Genomic DNA, 18,199 nt, shown 5'->3' on the forward strand with positions numbered 1-18,199 from the left:
GGGTTTTCGTCAACGATTATTTGTTTTAGAGTGCGGAGATGCACAAGTCCCAGGCCGGCGCGCTGGCCGCGGTCGCGGCGCTCGACGAGCCGACCCGGCGGCGGCTGTACGAGCACGTCGTCCGGCAACCCGAGCCGGTCAGCCGTGACGACGTCGCCGAGGCCCTCGCCGTGCCGCGGGCGACCGTCGCGTTCCACCTCGACCGCCTGGTGGCCGAGCAGCTCCTGGTGGTCGTCGGGCACGAACGCCGCAGCGGCCGCAGCGGCCCCGGCGCGGGCCGCCCGGCCAAGCTCTACCGGCGCTCGGACCGGCACGTCAGCGTCTCGCTGCCCGAGCGGCAGTACGAGCTGGCCGGCGAGCTCCTCGCCGACGCCGTCGAGGAGGCCGACGAAACCGGGCGCTCACCCCGGGAAATCCTCGGCCGGCGGGCCCGCGAACACGGCGCGGAGCTGGCGGCCGGCGCCTCGGACGTGCTCGGCCCGCTCGAAGAGCACGGCTTCGAACCACGTGTCGAGGGCGGGGAAGTGCTGCTGGGCAACTGCCCGTTCCAGCGGCTGGCCCGCACGCACACGCGGCTGGTCTGCGAGATGAACCTCGGGCTGCTCGAAGGCATGCTCGCCGGCGTCGGCGAGTGCGGCCTGCGGGCCCGGCTGGACCCACGGCCAGGCCTCTGCTGCGTGCGCCTGGGTCCCGCCTGAGCTCAGCCGCGCCGGGCCAGGTGCGCGGCCAGCGCGTCGTGGTAGGCGAACAGGGCGGGCACGCCGCCGCTGTGCAGCACCACGACGCGGTGCCCGGCACTCCAGCGCCCGGCCGCGTGGTGGGCGAGGAAGCCGGCGAACGTCTTGCCGCTGTAGACCGGGTCCAGCAGGACGGCCTCGGTCCGGGCCACGAGCAGGATCGCGTCGAGGCAGGCCTCGGTCGGGTCGCCGTACTCGCGTCCGACGAACTCGTCGTGGATCTCGGCTTCCGGCGGTTCGCCGTCGTGGCCGAGCAGGGTGCTCAGCTCGGTCCACCAGCGCCGGAACTCCGCCTGGCAGGCGACGCGGTCCTGGTTGACGCTGATGCCGACGATCGGACACGCGAAGCCCTGGTCCCGCAACGCGAACGTCAGCGCGGTGAAGATCCCGCCGGTGCCGAAAGGCAAGTAGAAGGCAGCCGGCTCCTCGCCGGTTTCCCGCAGCTGCGCGGCGAGCTCCAGCCCGGCGCGGACGTAACCGAGGCAGCTGTGCGGTGTGGTGCCGCTGATCGGCACCGCGTGCGGCCGCCGTCCCGCCGCGCGCAGCTCGGCGCAGACCGTTCGGACGTGGCCTTCGAGGTCCCAGTGGTCCTCGACGTCGACGACGCGGACGTCGGCGCCGAGCAGCCGGACGGTGAGCAGGTTGCCCTGGAGCTCGTCGTAGGCGTCGCGGCTGAGCACGACGACGCAGTCCATCCCGAGCCGGCGCGCGGCCGCGGTGGTCAGGCGGGCGTGGTTGCTCTGCATCGACCCGCAGGTCACCACGACGTCCGCCTGGTCGCGGCGGGCCAGGGCCAGTTCGTATTCGAGCTTGCGGGGCTTGTCGCCGCCGAGCGCGAGGCCGGTCAGGTCGTCGCGCTTGAGCAGGACGCGCGGGCCGAGCCGGGCGGACAGGGTGGGCAGGACGTCCAGTGGGGTGGGCGTGCGGGCGAGGTGTTCGCGGGGGAACTGCTCGAGCCGGGTCGCGAGGTCCACGGGCGGGTCCTTTCTAGCGGGGGAGGAAGGGCAGCGCGAAGAGGAAGGCGCCGACGACGACCAGTGCCGCGGACGCCACGCGGTGGAGGTGCCGCCCGCGCAGCCGCCGGGCCAGCCGCGTGCCCAGCAGCGCCCCGGCGCCGGCGAGCACGCCGAGGACGCTCCCGAGTCCGAAGTGGACGTTCCCGTGCGCCGCGTAGCCGAGCGTCGCGAAGCCGACGAGCGGGAGCTGGATGAGCTGCCCGGCCGCGATCGTCGTCAACGCCGGCACGCCGAGCGCCAGCAGGACCGGGACGAGCAGCACTGGTCCGCCCGTGCCGGTCAGCGCCGAGCCGAACCCGACGGCCGCGCCGACCGCCACCGCGGCCGGCGCGGGGAGGTCACGCCGTTCGCGCGGGCGCGCCCAGAGGTTGAAGGCGCCGGAGCCGGCGGTTACCACGGCAAGGAAGATCCAGAGGGCCGTGGCCGGGAGGATGCCGTTGACCAGCGCGCCGGCCGCCGCGGCCGGCGCGGCGCCGAGGGTGAGGAAACCGCCGAAGCGCCACGGCATCGCCTGGTGCCGCGCGTAGGCGAGGGTGCCGACGACGCCGGTGAACAGGAAGGCCCAGCTGCTGGTGCCCGCCGCCGCGTGGATGTCGAGGACGCCGAGGCCGGTGAGCGCGGGCGGGAGCAGTACGCCGCCGATGCCGATGGCGCCGATGAAGACACCCACCGGCACCGCGAGGACCAGGACGGCGATCACGAGCCGAAGTGCTCGCGCAGCCGGTGCAGCCGGCGTTGCTGGGACGGGGGCATGGTCTCGCACGCGGCGGCATTGTCCACAGCGGACAGCAGATGCCTCCGTGCCGCGGCGGCCGCGGCTTTCCCGTCGCCGCGGGCGAGGGCGGCGACGATCTCGCGGTGGTCGTCGGTCCAGCTCTTCGCCGCACCGGAGGCCCAAGCGGCCGCCTGCGTCTCGCGCCAGCGGGGACCGGACGCGCGGGCGAGCAGCGTCTCGACCTGCTCGCGTAGGTCCGGGTTCCGGCAGACGCCCGCGAGCGCGGCGTGCAGCCGGTGGTCGGTGTCGGCGGGGATGGTGTCGCCGCCGGTCACGAGCGCCATCCCGGCGACGGCGTCGTGGGCCTCGTCGAGCGCCCGCGGCTCCGGATCGGCGGCGGCCAGGGCGAGCACGGCGGGTTCGAGGACGAGCCGCGCTTCGAGCAGGTCGACGACCTCCTCGTGGGTCCGCGCGGCCCGGACGTGCCGGGCCGCGGTCGGCACCGGCGAGGCCCCGAGGACGACGGTCCCGCGGCGGCGCCTCGGTTCGACGTACCCGGCGAACTGGAGGGCGCTGAGGGCCTCGCGGACGGACGGCCGGCTGACGGCGAACTCGCGGGCGAGCTCGAGTTCGGTGGGCAGCACGGTGCCGGCGGGCCAGCGCCCGTCGTCGACCCGGGCCCGCATCTCGGCGGCGATCCGCAAGCCGGCTGTCGTCTCCACGGTCTCGACGCTAGCACGATTATGTCTGACATATAAGTCGGTATGTCGGACAAGTCGCCGGGAAATCAGCGGACTGGATGTCCGAGCTGCGCGGCGACGACCGGGCCTTGCCACCGATGGTGCTCGCCAAGCGGCAGTGGTACGTCGTCGGGTCGAGGCGGCATCGGCGCGCCTACGTGGCCGCCGAGCTGACCGCCATCTGCGTCGCGGCGGCGTTCGGAGCGGACTCGGCGATCGTCGCCGTCCTCGGCGCGATCGTACTGGTGGTCACGAGCGCGCGAGCCGCGTTCCAGCCGCACGAGAACTGGGTCGAGTTCAGCCCGCTGCGGTACGACCTCGAACGTGAGATCCCGCCCTACGACACCGACACGGCGGTCCAGGCGCTGGTCTTGCGGGTCGAGGACCTCGCGCGCGACAGCGGGCAACGGTGGACCACTCGCCAGGCGCGCCTCTGGAGCAAGGGCTCGGCGCAGCCCGGGCCGGACTGACGAACCGGCCCCCGGCCGCGTGGCGCGACCGGGGGCCAGGCCTACTTGGCCGGAGGCTCGCCCAGGCGGGTGGCGACGCCGGTCGTGATCGCGCTCGCGCCCGTTTCCGTGCCCGGCTTGATCCACGGGCTGTCCGGGTGCTCGCCGGCGACCGCGCGCTCGCCGATGAACTGGCCGGTCACCGGGTCGATGATCAGCTGGGTGATCTCGTGGCTGTCGTCGAGGCCGAGGGCCACGCCGCTGCGGCCGTCGAGGTTCGTCTCCGCCGCGAGGACCTTCATGCCCGGGATCTTCGCCAGCGCCCGGTACCAAGAGGCCCGCAGCGGCGCCGGCATCTGGCCGGCCCGCAGGATCTCGATGCCGAAGTGGAACATCACCGCCGGGGTCGAGCCGCGGCCCTTCGTCAGGTCCTGCAGCTTCGCGTACATCCCGGCCGGGTCGTTCGGGAGCGTCGCGTAGAACGCCGGGCTGTCCCAGTCAGTGGGGTCGTCGCACTTCTTGGCCGGCTTGGACTTCGGGAAGAAGTCGCCGCAGCGGCCCTGCCACTGGCCCTGGTCGGTCTTCGTGACCTCCGGGACCGGCGCCTGCGACTGCGGCATCGTGCCGCCCAGGAACTTGCCCGTGTCGAGGATCTTCCGGTTCTCCTGCCAGACGTCGTGCGCGTCGGCCGGGATCCAGCGGTCGATCTGCTGCTCCCACAGGTACGTGTAGCCGGTCGTCTCGCTGCTCCAGACGCCGCGCTGCACCCACGTGTGCTCCGAGACGTACTTGAACTGCCCCGGACCCACCGGCTGGTCGACCGCGCCGACGCTGAGGTCGGCCGCCCGGTTCAGCACCTGCGCCGCCGACATCAGCCGGATGTCGGGCGCGCCGGACGACGTCACGGCCGGTCCGGCGGCAGGCCCGGACGGCTCCGGCTGGGCGACGACGACCGTCACCGCGACCACCCCGGCCACGGCGGCGGCGACCGGCAGCGCGAAGCGACGCGCCCGCCTCGGCCGCAGCGGGACCGGCGCGGTGTCCAGCTCGGCCATCAGCCGCGCGCGGGCCGCGGTCAGATCGGCCGGCGCGGTGCGGGCGTCGCGGTGGAGCAGCTCGAGGGTTTCGTCGAGCTCATGCATCGTGGTTCTCCTCGGTGGGGACGAGCAGGGCCTGGAGCCGGTGGCGGACCCGGTGCAGCCGCGAGCGCACCGTGCTCGCGGGCACGCCGAGCGCTTCGGCGACTTCGGCCGGTTCGAGACCGGCCCAGGAGGTGAGCAGCAGGACGTCACGGTCCTGTTCGGACAGACCGGCGAGCTCGCCGGCCAGGGTGCGCAACCGCGCCGCCGCGTCGACCCGGCCGGCCACCGCGGTGTCGTGGCTTTCGGCCGGGCGGTCCTCGGTGCCGGCCTTCGCGGTCAGCTGGAAGCCCCGCACCTCCTGGCGGACGTGGTTGCGCAGCAGGTTGGTCGCGATCCCGTAGAGCCAGCCGCGGATCGGCGCCTGGGCGGGGTCGTAGCTGGCCCGTCTTCGCAGCGCGACGACGAAGGTTTCGGCCACGAGGTCGTCCGCGGCGTGCACGCCCACCCGGCCCGCGAGGTACCCGCGCAGCGGTGCGGCGTACTCGTCGAAGAGCCGCGCGAAGACCTCCTTCGGATCACGCGCGGCGAGGTCGGGCCGATCGAGCCGTTCGACGATTCTGGTCACGCTACTGGTTGTCGGGACCGGCCGCGTGCGTCCCGGATCGCCCGCCCGGATGAGACGCAGGCCACATCCGGGGCGCCGGTCGCGAACACGACGGGGGTCTGCGGACAACAGCCGGTATGCACAGGGGAAACGCGATGCTGCTGGCCGGGACGTGCGCCGGCGCGGTGGTGGCGATGCTCGTGGTGGCCGCGGCGGTGCGCCCGCCCGGGCCGCCGGCGGCCGCCGGCTCGCTGCGCACGACGTCGCCGGCGCTCACGACGAGCGTCGCGACGACGGCGACCTCGGCCCCGCCGGCGACCGGCGCGACCACGGCCGACCCGCCGGACGGGGCCGAGCTGGCCGCGCTGGTGCCCGGCAAGCTCAGCGTGCTGGTCCACGACCGCAAGACCGGCCGGGACCTCGTGTCCTACCGGCCGGAGGCGACCTACACCTCGGCGTCGCTGGTCAAGCTGTTCATCGCGCTGGAGGCGCTGCGGCGGGGCGAGCCCGCCGACGAGGTCGCCGAGATGCTCTCGCGCAGCGACGACGACGTCGCGAGCCGGCTCTGGCTGCGGCTCGGTGGCCCCACCATCGTCACCTCGTGGGCCGCCCGGATGGGCCTGACGGCCACGCGCCCGCCGGCCGAGGCCGGGCACTGGGGGAGCACCCTCGTCAGCGCCGCCGACCTGGTCCGGGTCTACCGGTACCTGATGGACTCCGCGCCCGCCGGGACCCGGCAGGTCGTCCTGCGTGCCCTCGACGGCGCCACCGAGCACGGCGCCGACGGCTTCGACCAGTACTTCGGCATCCCGGCCGCGGTCACCGCCACCGACTGGGCCGTCAAGCAGGGCTGGTCGTGCTGCGACCCGGGCCGCAACCTGCACACCAGCGGGCTCGTCGGCGGCCGCCGGTACGTGGTCGTCGTCCTCACCGCCCAGCCCGCCTCGACGGGCTACGCGACGGCGACCGAGCGCGTCACGGCGGTGGTGAAAGCGCTCTCCGGGCCGCTCGGCTGGGCCTGACCGGCGCGGGAGGCCCGGCCCGCGCCGATTCGGCGGTACCGTCTCGTGGTGGTGAGACGGCGCGAGGCGGAAGGGGCCAGGGTGGTCGACCGGGCCAAGACGGGGGAACAGGCCAGGGCGTCCGCGCCGGGGCCGCGGCAGCCGAGCCTGGCCGACGTCGCCGGCATGGCCGGGGTGTCGCACATGACCGTCTCGCGCGTGGTCAACGAGAGCGGGCCGGTGCGCCCGGAAACCCGCGAGCGGGTCCTCGCCGCGGTGCAGAAGCTCGGCTACCGGCCCAACACGGCCGCGCGGACGCTGGTCACCGGCCGCTCCGGCACGCTCGGCGTGGTCGCGCTGGAGTCGAACCTCTACGGACCGGCGAGCACGCTCTACGGCATCGAGAACGCGGCCCGCGAAGCCGGGTACGGCGTCGCGATCTGCAGTGTCACCCGCCCGGGCCGGACGTCGATCGGCGACGCGGTGGAGAGCCTGCGGCGCCAAGCGGTCGAAGGGATCGTCGTGATCGCCCCGCACGTCACGGCGGGGCGGGCGCTGGCGGTGGCGCCCTCGGACATCCCGCTGGTCGCCGTCGGCGGCGGCGAGTCCGCGCCGGTGCCGGTGATCTCGGTCGACCAGTACGACGGCGCCCGCCGCGCCACCGAGCACCTGCTGGCGCTGGGCCACAAGACGGTCTGGCACCTGGCCGGGCCGGAGGACTGGCTGGAGGCCCGCGACCGCGAACGCGGCTGGCGCGAGACGCTGGAGCGCCGCGGCCTGCGCGTGCCCGTGGTGGTGCGGGGGGACTGGAGCCCGCGCTCGGGCTACGAGGTCGGCCGGGTGCTGGCCGGCAAGCGCGGGCTCAAGGCGGTCTTCTCGGCCAACGACCAGATGGCGCTGGGCCTGCTGCGGGCGTTCACCGAGGCGGGCCTCCGGGTGCCGGAGGACGTCCAGGTGGCGGGCTTCGACGACGTGCCCGAGTCGGCGTACTTCAGCCCGCCGCTGACGACGGTCCGGCAGGACTTCATCGAGGTCGGCCGCCGCACGTTCGGGCTGCTGGAGGACCGGATGGCGGGCGGCGACGTCGGAGCGCGCCACCTCGTGCCGGCCGAGCTGATCGTCCGCGAGAGCACCGGCCCCCGCTGATGTCCCGCGAGTGACTCGTTCGAGACAGCGGACCAGGACAGTTAGCGCTAACACTACTCCGGCACTGATCCATCCCGGTGTTGTATCTTGACTGCTTCTGTGTGATCGGCAAAGGATCGTGTTCGGTTCTGGTCCCCGCCGCCCGGAGGTCCCCGAATGCGTGCCGTCGTCCGGACTCTGCTCGTCGCCGTGCTCGCCCTGGTCGGGGTGACCGTCCCGCAAGCCGGCGCCGCGCCGCCGAAGGCCGCGCACACCGTCACCTACGACGGCTACTCCTTCCTGGTCGACGGGAACCGCACCTACCTGTGGTCCGGCGAGTTCCACTCCTACCGCCTGCCGAGCCCCGACCTCTGGCTCGACATCTTCCAGAAGATGAAGGCGGCCGGCTTCAACGCGACGTCGCTCTACTTCGACTGGGGCTACCACTCGCCGCGCCAGGGCGGCTATGACTTCACCGGCGTCCGCGACCTCGACAAGCTCCTCGACGTGGCGCAGCAAGCCGGCCTCTACGTCATCGCGCGGCCCGGGCCCTACATCAACGCCGAGGTCGACGGCGGCGGCTTCCCGACCTGGCTGTCGACGACACCCGGCCACACCCGCAGCGCCGACCCGGTCTACCTGAAGTATTCCGACGAGTGGCAGACGCAGATCGACCGGATCATCGCCCGGCACCAGCTCACCAACGGCACCGGCAGCGTGCTGGCCTACCAGGTCGAGAACGAGTACTACAACGGCGGCGCCGACGGCCGCGCCTACATGAAGCACCTCGAGGACACGGCCCGCGCCGACGGCATCACGGTCCCGCTGGTGGGCAACAACAACGGCACCTTCAACGCCGGCGAGGCCGCCCTCGACGTCGACGCCGCCGACTCCTACCCGCAGGGCTTCGACTGCTCGAACCCGACGCACTGGAACGGCGTCCCGGACATCAGCTACGACCACGTCCCCGGCAAGCCGCTGATCACCGCCGAGTTCCAGGGCGGCGCCTTCGACCCGTGGGGCGGCCCCGGCTACGAGAAGTGCGCGCAGCTGATCAACGACCAGTTCGCCGACGTCTTCTACAAGCAGAACATCGCGGTCGGCGCCACCGGCCAGAGCTTCTACATGCTGCACGGCGGCACGTCCTGGGGCTGGAGCGCGATCCCGCAGAACTACACCTCCTACGACTACGGCGCCGCGATCACCGAAGGCCGCCAGTTCGACCCGAAGTACGACGAGGACAAGCTGATCGGCTACTTCACCCAGGCCGTCACCCCGCTGACCAAGACCGACGGGCTCGCGCAGGCGCCGCTGACCGACCCGGCGCTGACCGACACCGCGCGGATCAACCCGGACACCCGCACGCAGTTCCACACCCTGCGCCACACCGACTCGACGTCGACGGCGAACACCACGACGACCATGGCGCTCGACCTGGCCGCGCACGCCGGGTACACCTACGACGACCGCGCCACCGAGGTCGGCTACACCGGCACGTGGAGCCACGTCGGGCCCGAGGTGAACTACACCGGCGGCGACTACCAGCACACCGAGTCCTTCTCCGAGGCCACCGGCGACAGCGTCAGCATCCCCTTCACCGGCACCGGGATCCGCTGGGTGACCTCCAAGGACGGCAACCACGGCATTGCCGACGTCTACCTCGACGAAGCGAAGGTCGGCACCGTCGACCTCTACGCGGCCACCAAGCAGAACCAGGTCACCGGCTACGAGGCCCGCGACCTGCCCGCCGGCGCGCACACGCTCAAGATCGTCGTCAGCGGGCAGAAGAACGCCCAGGCCACCGGGTCGTTCGTCGTCGTGGACGCCGTCGACCTGCTGACCGGCAGCGGCGACTACTACCCGGTCGTCCCGCAGCAGCCCGGCACCGGGATCACGCTGAACGGGCGCCAGTCGAAGATCGTCGTCGCCGGCTACGACCTCGGGCGGACCCGCCTGCAGTACTCGACGTCGGAAATCCTGACGAACGCGGCGATCGGCGGCCGGGACGTCGCGGTGCTCTACGGCGACCGGGGTGGTCCCGGTGAGACCGTGCTGCGGTTCGCGAAGCAGCCGACCGTGCAGGTGCTCGGCGGCTCCGCGACGTCCACTTGGGACCCCGCCCGCGGTGACCTGCGGCTGAACTACACCCACGACGGCCTGACCCGGGTGCTCGTCACCGCGCCCGGCGCGCGGCCGCTGCTCCTGCTGCTCGCCGACAAGGCGACGGCGGCGACGTTCTGGCGCCAGGACACCGCGTCGGGCCCGGTGCTCGTCCGCGGCACCCACCTGGTGCGGACGGCGGCCCAGCAGTACGGCACCCTCGCCCTCACCGGCGACACGGGCACCGACGGCGCGTTCGAGGTCTTCTCGGCCGCGAACAGCGTGTCGTGGAACGGATCGCGCGTCCCGACGAAACCGACGTCGAGCGGCAGTCTCACCGGTGCCGCGCCGACCGCGAAGGCCGTCACGCTGCCGGCGCTCACCGGCTGGAAGCACCAGCAGGAGTCGCCGGAAAGCCAACCCGGTTTCGACGACTCCGCGTGGCCGGTCGCCGACAAGGACACCACCAACAGCTCGACGGCACTCGGCACGAGGCCCGTGCTGTTCGCCGACGACTACGGCTTCCACACCGGCAACACGTGGTATCGCGGCCACTTCACCGGCGACGGGAAGCAAACCGGGATCACGCTGTCGAGCCAGAGCGGCGGCCCGGCGGGCGCGTTCTCGGCGTGGCTCAACGGTGTCTTCCTCGGCAGCTCGAAGGACCCGCAGCACACGTTCTCGTTCCCGGCCGGCGCGCTGCGCGCGGGCGACAACGAGATCTCCGTGCTGACCGTGAACATGGGGCACGAAGAGGACTACGGCGCGGCGAACGGGAGCAAGGCCGCGCGTGGCCTCACCGCCGCGCGGCTGACCGGCGCGCCGCTGACGTCGGTGACCTGGCGGCTGCAGGGTGTCCGGGGTGGGGAGACCGGCCTCGACCCGGTCCGCGGCCCGCTCAACACCGGCGGCCTGTACGGCGAGCGCGCGGGCTGGTCGCTGCCCGGCTTCCCCGACGGCCGCTGGACGCCGGCCTCGCTGCCCGCCAAGGACACGACGCCGGGTGTCTCGTGGTACCGGACGACGGCCGACCTGGATCTGCCGCGCGGCCAGGACACTTCGCTCGGCCTGACGATCACCGACGATCCCGGCCGGCAGTATCGCGCGCTGCTCTTCGTCAACGGCTGGCAGCTCGGCCAGTATGTCAACTACCTCGGCCCGCAGCACAGTTTCCCGATCCCCAACGGCATCCTGAACCCCAACGGGCACAACACGATCGCCGTCGCGGTGTGGAACCTCGACGGCAGCACCGGCGGGCTCGGCAAGATCGCCTGGACGAACTACGGCAGCTACCGCTCGCCGCTGAGCGTCCGGCCGAACGCCTCACCCGGGTTCGACCCGGGGCGGTACGCGCTGCCGCCGGCGCCGGCCGCGGCGGTCGCGCTCACCGCGCCGGACACAGTGACAGGTGGGCAGCGGTTCACCGCTTCGGCGACGGTGCGGGTCCCGGCGGGCGCGCCGACGGCGTTCGACGTCAAGCCGGTGCTGACCGCCCCGGCGGGGTGGACCGTCGGCGCCGCGTCACCGCCTTCGGTGGCGAAGCTCGACGGCGGCCGGGAGGCGACGTTCACCTGGCCGGTCACCGCACCCTCCACAGTGGACACCGTCGCGCTGAAGGTGGCGGTGGGGTACCGGCAGGCCGGCCACCCGGGCTCGGTCACCGGCGAACGGATCGTCGGCGCGGTGCCCCCGGCGCCACCCGCCGGTGACGTCGCGGTCAGCTCGCTGCCGTTCCTGACGGCGACGAACGGCTGGGGCCCGGTCGAGCGCGACACGAGCAACGGTGAGGCGAGCGCGGGTGACGGCAAGCCGATGACCATCGGCGGTGTCGCCTACGCCAAGGGCCTCGGTGTCCACGCGGCGAGTGACGTCCAGCTGTACCTGGCGGGCACCTGCACGCGCCTGACCGCGTCGGCTGGTGTCGACGGCGAGACGGGCGGCGGCGGCAGCGTGAGCTTCAGCGTCTCGGTGGACGGCACGACCAAGGTGACGACCCCGGTGGTCCGCGGCGGCCAGGCCGCGGTCCCGATCGATGTCGACGTCACCGGCGCCCAGGTCCTGGACCTGCTGGTCTCCGACGGCGGCGACGGCAACGGCAACGACCACGCCGACTGGGCGCTGCCGACGCTGACCTGCGCGGGGCCGTAGCCGCTACGCCGCCTGCTCGGTGAGCTCCGGGAGGGGCCGGACGCTGAACGTCGCCCGGACCTCCCGGCGTTCCTTCCACAGGTGGTGCAGCGCCAAGCCGAAGATGATCGTGCCGATGACGTTCGCGACGAAGTGCCACCACACGCGGTAGGCGCTCAGCCCGATGCCCGGTTCGACGAGCCCGAAGAACGTCGACAGCCCGATCGCGCGCGAGCCGAACGCGACCGACAGCGTGAGGACCAGGTGCTCGAGCCCGTGCAGGCCCTGCATCCAGACTCCCATCTTCGCCCAGCGGCGGCTGCGGGTGCCCAGGGCGCGGCGGGTGATCACCATGACCCCGGCGAGCCCGGCCAGGAAGATGAAGTTGCCGGTCAGGTGCAGCAGCTCCATCCCGAACGTCGGCCGGTTCGGCAGGATCATCTGCAGGCCGTCGGCCAGCCCGGTGCCCCACGGCGTCATCCACGCCGGCGAGTTCGGGTGCCCGAGCCAGTACCCGACCTGGAAGATGTGCTCCTGGACGTGCCCGAGCTGCCCGAGCACGCCGATCCCGATCACCGCGATCGAGCCCCGGTACACCCAGGGCCGCACCGGCCCGCGGTTCGCGTAGGCGAGCACGCCGACCGCGGCCCACATCGCGACCGCCCAGAGCACCAGCAGGATCGCTCCCGGCACGGCCCAGCCCGGCATCGCGTCCATCGGCATCGTCATGTCCACCTCCCGGTCCTCACGAGGAGGCTAGTGCCGGCCGCGGCCGGCGAACGTCTTCCGCCGTGCGCCAAAACCCGGGCAAACCGTTACAACGCACCGGTTCCGGCTCAGGACAGGACAAGCCGGACAGCCAGCGCGACGATCACCGCGCTCGACACCAGCGCCGTCACCAGCCGGCCCCGCGCCCCGGTGAGCACGCGCCCGAGCAGCGCGCCGCCGCCGGCGAGGAGGGCTTGCCAGCTCGCCGAGGCGGCGAACGCGGCGAGCACGAACACGACCTGCTCGAGCACCGACACCGCGCTGCCGGCCCGGTCGCCGACGACGAGCGCCGTGAAGTAGACGACCGTGGTCGGGTTCACCAGCGTGATGCCGAGCAGGCTGACGTAGGCGCGGCCGGGGCCGAGCGGGGTCACCGGCCGGGCCTCCGGCGCACGGTGTGACCGAAGCGCCGACACAGCCCCGCGCACCGCCAGCACGACGAGGATCCCCGCCGACACCAGCTTCAGCGGCCCGGCGACCGGCGCGATCACCCCCGCGATCGCGGTGCCGCCGAGCACCGCCACCAGCGCGTACCCACCATCGGCCGTGGCGACGCCGAGGGCGGCGGCCAAGCCGGTGCGGAGCGTGGTGCGGGCGGTGAGCGCGACCAGGTAGGTCGCGACGGCGCCGACGGGGATCGCGATGCCGTAGCCGGCCAGCAGGCCGGCGAGCAGCGCGCCGGTCACGGCAGCGAGCGGGTCGACCTCCGGGGACGGCGCGGCTGCTGCTGGACCGGCGCGGTGGTCGCGGCGACGGTCGGCAGGTGCGGCGTGCGGTAAGAGGTCATGCGCAGATGGTGTAGCCGCGTGCCCGGCGGGGCAACCGGATTTCCAGCCGGTGCGCACCGGGCGCCTGTGCTTGAATCGGCCGGCGGGAACGGCCGACGCGAGAAAGGGCTTTCACATGCGGGTCGACCTGAGCGGGAAGACGGCGCTGGTCACCGGGTCCACCCAGGGCATCGGCTCGGCGATCGCGGCGGGCCTGGCCGCCGCGGGGGCGCGGGTCGCGATCAACGGCCGGAGCGAGACCGGCGTCAAGAAGGCCATCGCCCGGCTCCGGGAGGACCTGCCGGACGCCGAGCTGCTACCGGCGCCGGGGGACGTCTCGGACGAGGCCGGCGCCGCGCAGGTGGTCGAAGAGGTGCCCGACGCCGACATCCTGGTCAACAACCTGGGCATCTTCGGCGCTCAGGAGCCACTCGACATCACCGACGCCGAGTGGCGGCGGTACTTCGAGGTCAACGTGCTGGCCGCGGTGCGGCTCACCCGCGCGTACCTGCCGGGGATGACCGAGCGCGGCTGGGGCCGGATCCAGTACATCGCCAGCGACTCCGCGGTCGTGATCCCGGCCGAGATGATCCACTATGGAGTGTCGAAGACGGCGTTGCTCGGCGTCTCGCGCGGCTTCGCGAAGCACGCGGCCGGCACCGGTGTCACGGTCAACGCCGTGATCGCCGGTCCGACGCACACCGGCGGCGTCGAGGACTTCGTCTACGAGCTGGTGGACAAGGACCTGCCCTGGGACGAGGCGCAGCGCGAGTTCATGAAGAAACACCGGCCGCAGTCGTTGCTGCAACGGCTGATCGAGCCCGAGGAGATCGCGAACCTGGTGGTGTACCTGAGTTCGCCGTTCGCCTCGGCGACCACGGGCGCGGCCGTGCGCGTCGACGGCGGGTACGTCGACTCGATCGTGCCGTGAGGCCCGTTCCCGCCCAGGAGCACGGGGGAACCCCGGGAGGGAACGGGGGAATGGGGAGCCGGGATTTCACCGCACCGGCATTGTGTACAACGACCCGGCCGGGCGGGTGTTCCGGGTTCCGGGCGTGACGTGCGTCGCCCGGGGTACCCCGCACAGGGGTCGCCCGGACGAGCGCGCCGGCTGTACCGATCGGCCGTCGTCCTTCATGATCGACTTCATGGACCACATCGAGACAACGGTGAAACCCGCCCGGGGCCTGCGCCGGGTGCTCCTCGCGGCGGCGGCGGGCGCCGTGCTCGCCGCCGCCGCTTGGGTGGCGCTCTGGCTGGCCATGCACCTGTGAACTACGGCGTGCCGGGGATGTTCGTCAGACCCGACTGGGCGTTCGTCACGGTGTTGGAGGCGTAGACGACGTTCGGGTTCGCCGCGCACTTCGACACCGAGCTGATCTTGATCGCGTAGGCGCCGACGCCGCCGAGGTCGGACTTGTTGTTCCGCCACACGTTCCCGCAGCCGTTGGCGAACGACGGGCTCGTGCTGGTGTTGTGGTTCTCGTAGCCGTTGGCGAACGTGCCGGGCGCGGAGAAGGTGCCCGTGTTGTCCTCGATCGTGTAGCCGATGCCCTTGACGTCGATCCAGGAGTCGGCCGAGTTTTCGCCGGAGATGCCGCGGCCGTCGAAGGTGTTGCCGCGGATCACGCCGTCGAACGTGCCTTCCTTGACGTCGATGGGTTCGGCCGCGATGAACGGGCCGATGTGGTTGTCCAGCACCTGGATCCGGTCACCGCGGTCGACCCCGCCGGAGTTGCCGTGGCAGGCCCAGTTCGAGTTCGCCGAGCCGAGGTAGACACCCTCGCCGTAGCCGGGCTGGACGAGCCCGGTGTAGGTGATCGTCGAGTTCTTGAGCACGCTGTCGGCCGACGAGCGGCGGAAGTGAATGGCTTCCTCGTCGACGTGGTTCACGGTGACGCCGTCGATCGTGGTGTGCGGCGAGTTGTCGACGACGATGCCCTTCTTGGACTCCTGCACGGTGAACCCGGTCAGGTTCCAGTAGGGCGCACCCGAGAGCCACAGGCCGTAGCCGGAGTCCCAGCCGGGCGTCGGCGCCGGGCAGTCGGGCGCGTCCCCCGACGGGCCGTCGTTGATCAGGACGGCGTTCGCCGGGCCCGACAGCGTGATCGGCTTGGCCGCGGTGCCGGCCTTCGTCGTGACGAACGAGCCGCGGTAGGTGCCGGCCGCGAGCTTGATCGCCTGGCCCGGCGCGGCGGCGGCCAGCGCGGCCTGCAGCTGCGCGGCCGTCGAGACGTTCACGGTGTCCCCGGCCGGCGGCGGTGTGGTGGTCGTCGTGGGCGGGGGAGTCGTGGTGGTGGGTGCCGGGGTGGTCGTGACCGGGCCGCCGCCCGCGCAGGGGAGCCCGTTGACGGTGCAGCCCGAGGGCAGCCCGGAGCCGGCGACGTTGAAGCCGAAGTTCGCGGTGGCGCCGGGCTTGACCGTGCCGTTGAACCCCGCGTTGGTGAACTTGTAGTGCTGCCCGGCCTGGGTTTTCACTGAGCTCCACGAGCTGCTCACCGCCGTGCCGGCGGGCAGGTCGAACTCGACGGTCCAGCCGGTGGCGGGCGCGTCACCGCGGTTGGCGATCGTGTAGCCGGCGCCGTAGCCGCCGGTCCAGACCGAGGTCTGCGCGAAGGTGGCGGACAGGTTCGGGGCCGCGGCCTGCGCGGTGACCGCGCCGGTCAGTGCGAGCGCGGCCGAGATGGTGGCGGCGCCGAGCAGGACGGCGCGACGACTTCGTGGGGACACCGAAAGCCTCCGGAGCAAGGGAACGGCGGAGGTGCTGCGGCGGACACCCGGACTTTTCCTTTATAGGTCACCCATGTGACGTGCGTCAACAAGCTGAACGGCAGTCATGGATGTGAACGAGCTAGCCGGTGATGCTCGGCGCTCCCGTCTCGATGTGCCCGCTGAACCGGCGCAGGAACTTCGGGTCCGCGTCGAGCGTGGCCGACAGGTCGTACCAGCCCGAGCCGTAGGTGACGGGGTTCCAGTCGTCGGTCACGGTCTGGCCCGCGGCCAAGGAGTAGCTCCACGGTCCGTCGGCGCGGTAGTGGTTCGCGGTGATGGTGAGCTTCACGGCGGTGGTGCCGCTGTTGCGCATGGTCAGCCGCAGCTTGTTCTCGGCGGTGTAGCCACCGAGGACGTCGACGCCCGCACCCGCGCTGTTCGCGTCGCCGGCGAGGACCCAGCGGAACCGGTTGGGGCCGTGCACGGCGACGCCGTACTTGCCGCCGCCGTAGAGCTGGATCCGCCAGGTGTCGCTCACCTGCGCACCGGGGGCGAGGTCGTAGGGCCAGGGGCCGTCGGTCTGCCCGTCGTTGCGGTAGGCCATCAGCTGCACGGCCGCGGTGCCCTGGTTGGCGAACGTCGTGGTGAGGAGCTGGCGGTCGGCGCTCAGCGACGTCGTCACGAGCGGCCGGTAGGGGAGCGCGCGGGCCGGCCGGGTGCCGGGCTCCTGCGTGGGGACCTGCTGCTTTCCGGTCGCGGGCGGGGCCGGCTTCGGCAGCTTCTTCTGGGTGTCGTCGGCCTGCTTGCGCAGCGCGGCGGTGTCCGGCAGCACCGGGATCTGCACGTTCTGCGTGCCGAAGTCGAAGCAGGTCATCAGGTCGCCGCAGAGCGCGCGGCGCCAGGCGCTGATGTTCGGCTCGGCGACACCGGTCCAGCGTTCGAGGAAGCGGATCACCGACGTGTGGTCGGTGACCTCGGAGCTGATCCAGCCGCCGCGGCTCCACGGCGAGATCACCGTCATCGGCACCCGCGCACCGAGCCCGATCGGCTTGCCGCCGATGTACTCCCCGGCGGTCCCGGACGGCGCGATCGGCGGCGCGACGTGGTCGAAGAAGCCGTCGTTCTCGTCGTAGTCGATGAGCACCACGGTGGACTCCCAGAGCTTCGGGTTGGCCCACAGGGCGTTCAGCACGGTCTGGGTGTACGCGGCGCCGTCGACCGGGCGGGCTTCGGGGTGCTCGCAGTAGCCGTAGGGCGCGACGATCCACGAGACCCGCGGCAGCGCCCCGCTCGCGCAGTCGGCCTTGAACTCGGCCAGCACGTGGTTGACGTCCTTGCCCTGGCCAGAATCCGGGCCCCAGGTCTTGAACACACTGGCCCGTTTGGACAGATCGGAGTCGTAGTCCTGGTGGTAGGCCTTGAACAGCCAGAGCGGGTTGTCCCCGTAGTCGCCGACGAAGGAGCCGCCCGCGTCGCCGACCTCCTTGTTGGCGTACACCTTCCACGAAACCCCGTGCTGCTGCAGGCGTTCCGGGTAGGTCGTCCAGTTGAAGACCGGCTTGTAGTCGGCGGGGTTGTAGTTCGCCGGGCCGCCGGCCTTCCCGTCGGCGTCGATGGTGCCGGTGAACAGGTAGAGCCGGTTGGGTGTGGTCGGGCCCTGCACCGAGCAGAAGTAGTGGTCGCACAGGGTGAAGGCGTCGGCGAGGGCGCGGTGGAACGGGATGTCGCCCTGGCCGAAGTAGCCCATGGTCATCTCGCCCTTGGCCGGGACCCACGCGTCGTTCGCGCCGCCGGCGATCGCCTGGTGCTGGTCGGCCCAGCCGTGGCCGAGGTCGCCGAGATCCTGACCGTCCACTTTGGTCGTGTCGACCCGGAACGGTAGGAGGTACTTGCCATCGCTCCGGCCGGAATCGGGCTGGTGGAAGACGTCCTGGCCGTTCGGGCGCACGATCGCCGACCGGTCGGCGAAGCCGCGGACGCCCTTCATCGTGCCGTAGTAGTGGTCGAACGAGCGGTTCTCCTGCATCAGCACCACGACGTGCTCGACGTCGGAGAGGCTGCCGCGCACGCGGGGCTCGGCGAGCGCTTCGGCCATCCCGGCGGGCAGGGCGCCGAGGGCGCCGGCGGCGGCGACCCCGCCGAGGAAGCTGCGGCGGGTGAGTCCGGACGGGTCGGCCATCACGGGGAGCCTCCAGGCGCGGGCGGGGACCGGGCAGCCGCCAGCGTAAGTGATCGAAGCTGTCCGAAAATACCGAC

The 18,199-nt window shown here is 72.5% G+C and carries 16 protein-coding genes; 7 read left to right on the forward strand and 9 right to left on the reverse strand.

Annotation, left to right across the window (positions count from 1 at the left end):
- Positions 1-38 precede the first annotated feature (38 nt).
- Entirely contained in the window at positions 39-698 is a 660-nt protein-coding gene (locus tag M8542_RS13870) for a helix-turn-helix transcriptional regulator (RefSeq protein WP_257920530.1), read from the forward strand.
- A 2-nt stretch (positions 699-700) separates the two neighbouring features.
- On the opposite strand, the gene M8542_RS13875 is transcribed toward M8542_RS13870, so the two are convergent.
- From M8542_RS13875 to M8542_RS13885, 3 genes are read right to left on the reverse strand one after another with little or no spacing between them, the layout of a single operon-like run.
- Complete coding sequence (locus M8542_RS13875; protein ID WP_257920531.1) at positions 701-1,711, reverse strand: 1-aminocyclopropane-1-carboxylate deaminase/D-cysteine desulfhydrase; 1,011 nt, start codon at positions 1,709-1,711, stop codon at positions 701-703.
- Positions 1,712-1,724: 13 nt separating this feature from the next.
- Positions 1,725-2,453 carry a sulfite exporter TauE/SafE family protein gene (locus M8542_RS13880; protein ID WP_257920532.1) on the reverse strand — a complete coding sequence of 243 codons (729 nt, stop codon included), beginning with the start codon at positions 2,451-2,453 and terminating at the stop codon, positions 1,725-1,727.
- Positions 2,450-3,190, reverse strand: a complete 741-nt coding sequence (locus M8542_RS13885) for a FadR/GntR family transcriptional regulator (RefSeq protein WP_257920533.1) — start codon at positions 3,188-3,190, stop codon at positions 2,450-2,452. Before M8542_RS13885 ends, M8542_RS13880 begins: the two co-directional genes overlap by 4 nt.
- 77 nt (positions 3,191-3,267) lie before the next feature.
- Between M8542_RS13885 and M8542_RS13890 the strand changes: the two genes are divergently transcribed.
- A complete protein-coding gene (locus M8542_RS13890) occupies positions 3,268-3,678 on the forward strand; it encodes an SLATT domain-containing protein (RefSeq protein ID WP_257920534.1) in 411 nt (136 codons plus the stop codon).
- 41 nt (positions 3,679-3,719) lie between these two features.
- Here M8542_RS13890 and M8542_RS13895 read toward each other — a convergent pair whose 3' ends face one another.
- Together M8542_RS13895 and M8542_RS13900 are read right to left on the reverse strand one after the other, a co-directional pair.
- Entirely contained in the window at positions 3,720-4,799 is a 1,080-nt protein-coding gene (locus tag M8542_RS13895) for a CU044_5270 family protein (RefSeq protein WP_257920535.1), read from the reverse strand.
- On the reverse strand, positions 4,792-5,364 hold the full coding sequence (locus M8542_RS13900; RefSeq protein WP_257920536.1) for an RNA polymerase sigma factor: 573 nt from the start codon (positions 5,362-5,364) through the stop codon (positions 4,792-4,794). Before M8542_RS13900 ends, M8542_RS13895 begins: the two co-directional genes overlap by 8 nt.
- 116 nt (positions 5,365-5,480) lie before the next feature.
- Here M8542_RS13900 and M8542_RS13905 point away from each other — a divergent pair, with 116 nt between their 5' ends.
- From M8542_RS13905 to M8542_RS13915, 3 genes are all read left to right on the forward strand, one after another.
- Complete coding sequence (locus M8542_RS13905; RefSeq protein WP_257920537.1) at positions 5,481-6,365, forward strand: serine hydrolase; 885 nt, start codon at positions 5,481-5,483, stop codon at positions 6,363-6,365.
- Between the two features lie 81 nt (positions 6,366-6,446).
- Positions 6,447-7,490: a LacI family DNA-binding transcriptional regulator gene (locus tag M8542_RS13910; RefSeq protein WP_257920630.1), complete on the forward strand. Its 1,044-nt coding sequence runs from the start codon at positions 6,447-6,449 to the stop codon at positions 7,488-7,490.
- A gap of 156 nt (positions 7,491-7,646) precedes the next feature.
- The gene (locus M8542_RS13915; protein ID WP_257920538.1) at positions 7,647-11,717 is read left to right on the forward strand and encodes a beta-galactosidase; all 4,071 of its coding nucleotides are present in this window, start codon (positions 7,647-7,649) and stop codon (positions 11,715-11,717) included.
- 3 nt (positions 11,718-11,720) lie between these two features.
- Here the strand turns inward: M8542_RS13915 and M8542_RS13920 are convergent, their stop codons facing one another.
- Positions 11,721-12,425 (reverse strand): DUF6008 family protein, encoded by a 705-nt coding sequence (locus tag M8542_RS13920; protein WP_257920539.1) that lies wholly within the window; start codon positions 12,423-12,425, stop codon positions 11,721-11,723.
- Positions 12,426-12,532: 107 nt separating this feature from the next.
- Positions 12,533-13,150 (reverse strand): LysE family transporter, encoded by a 618-nt coding sequence (locus M8542_RS13925; protein WP_257920540.1) that lies wholly within the window; start codon positions 13,148-13,150, stop codon positions 12,533-12,535.
- 217 nt (positions 13,151-13,367) lie between these two features.
- Between M8542_RS13925 and M8542_RS13930 the strand changes: the two genes are divergently transcribed.
- Positions 13,368-14,162 carry an SDR family NAD(P)-dependent oxidoreductase gene (locus tag M8542_RS13930; protein WP_257920541.1) on the forward strand — a complete coding sequence of 265 codons (795 nt, stop codon included), beginning with the start codon at positions 13,368-13,370 and terminating at the stop codon, positions 14,160-14,162.
- Between the two features lie 217 nt (positions 14,163-14,379).
- Complete coding sequence (locus M8542_RS13935) at positions 14,380-14,505, forward strand: hypothetical protein (RefSeq protein ID WP_257920542.1); 126 nt, start codon at positions 14,380-14,382, stop codon at positions 14,503-14,505.
- A gap of 1 nt (position 14,506) precedes the next feature.
- Here the strand turns inward: M8542_RS13935 and M8542_RS13940 are convergent, their stop codons facing one another.
- The gene (locus M8542_RS13940) at positions 14,507-15,961 is read right to left on the reverse strand and encodes a cellulose binding domain-containing protein (RefSeq protein ID WP_257920543.1); all 1,455 of its coding nucleotides are present in this window, start codon (positions 15,959-15,961) and stop codon (positions 14,507-14,509) included.
- A gap of 121 nt (positions 15,962-16,082) precedes the next feature.
- Positions 16,083-18,122 (reverse strand): phosphocholine-specific phospholipase C, encoded by a 2,040-nt coding sequence (locus M8542_RS13945; protein WP_257920544.1) that lies wholly within the window; start codon positions 18,120-18,122, stop codon positions 16,083-16,085.
- Positions 18,123-18,199 lie beyond the last annotated feature (77 nt).

Origin of the sequence: Amycolatopsis iheyensis (genome assembly GCF_024703995.1) — a bacterium.
GTDB classification, from domain to species: domain Bacteria; phylum Actinomycetota; class Actinomycetes; order Mycobacteriales; family Pseudonocardiaceae; genus Amycolatopsis; species Amycolatopsis iheyensis.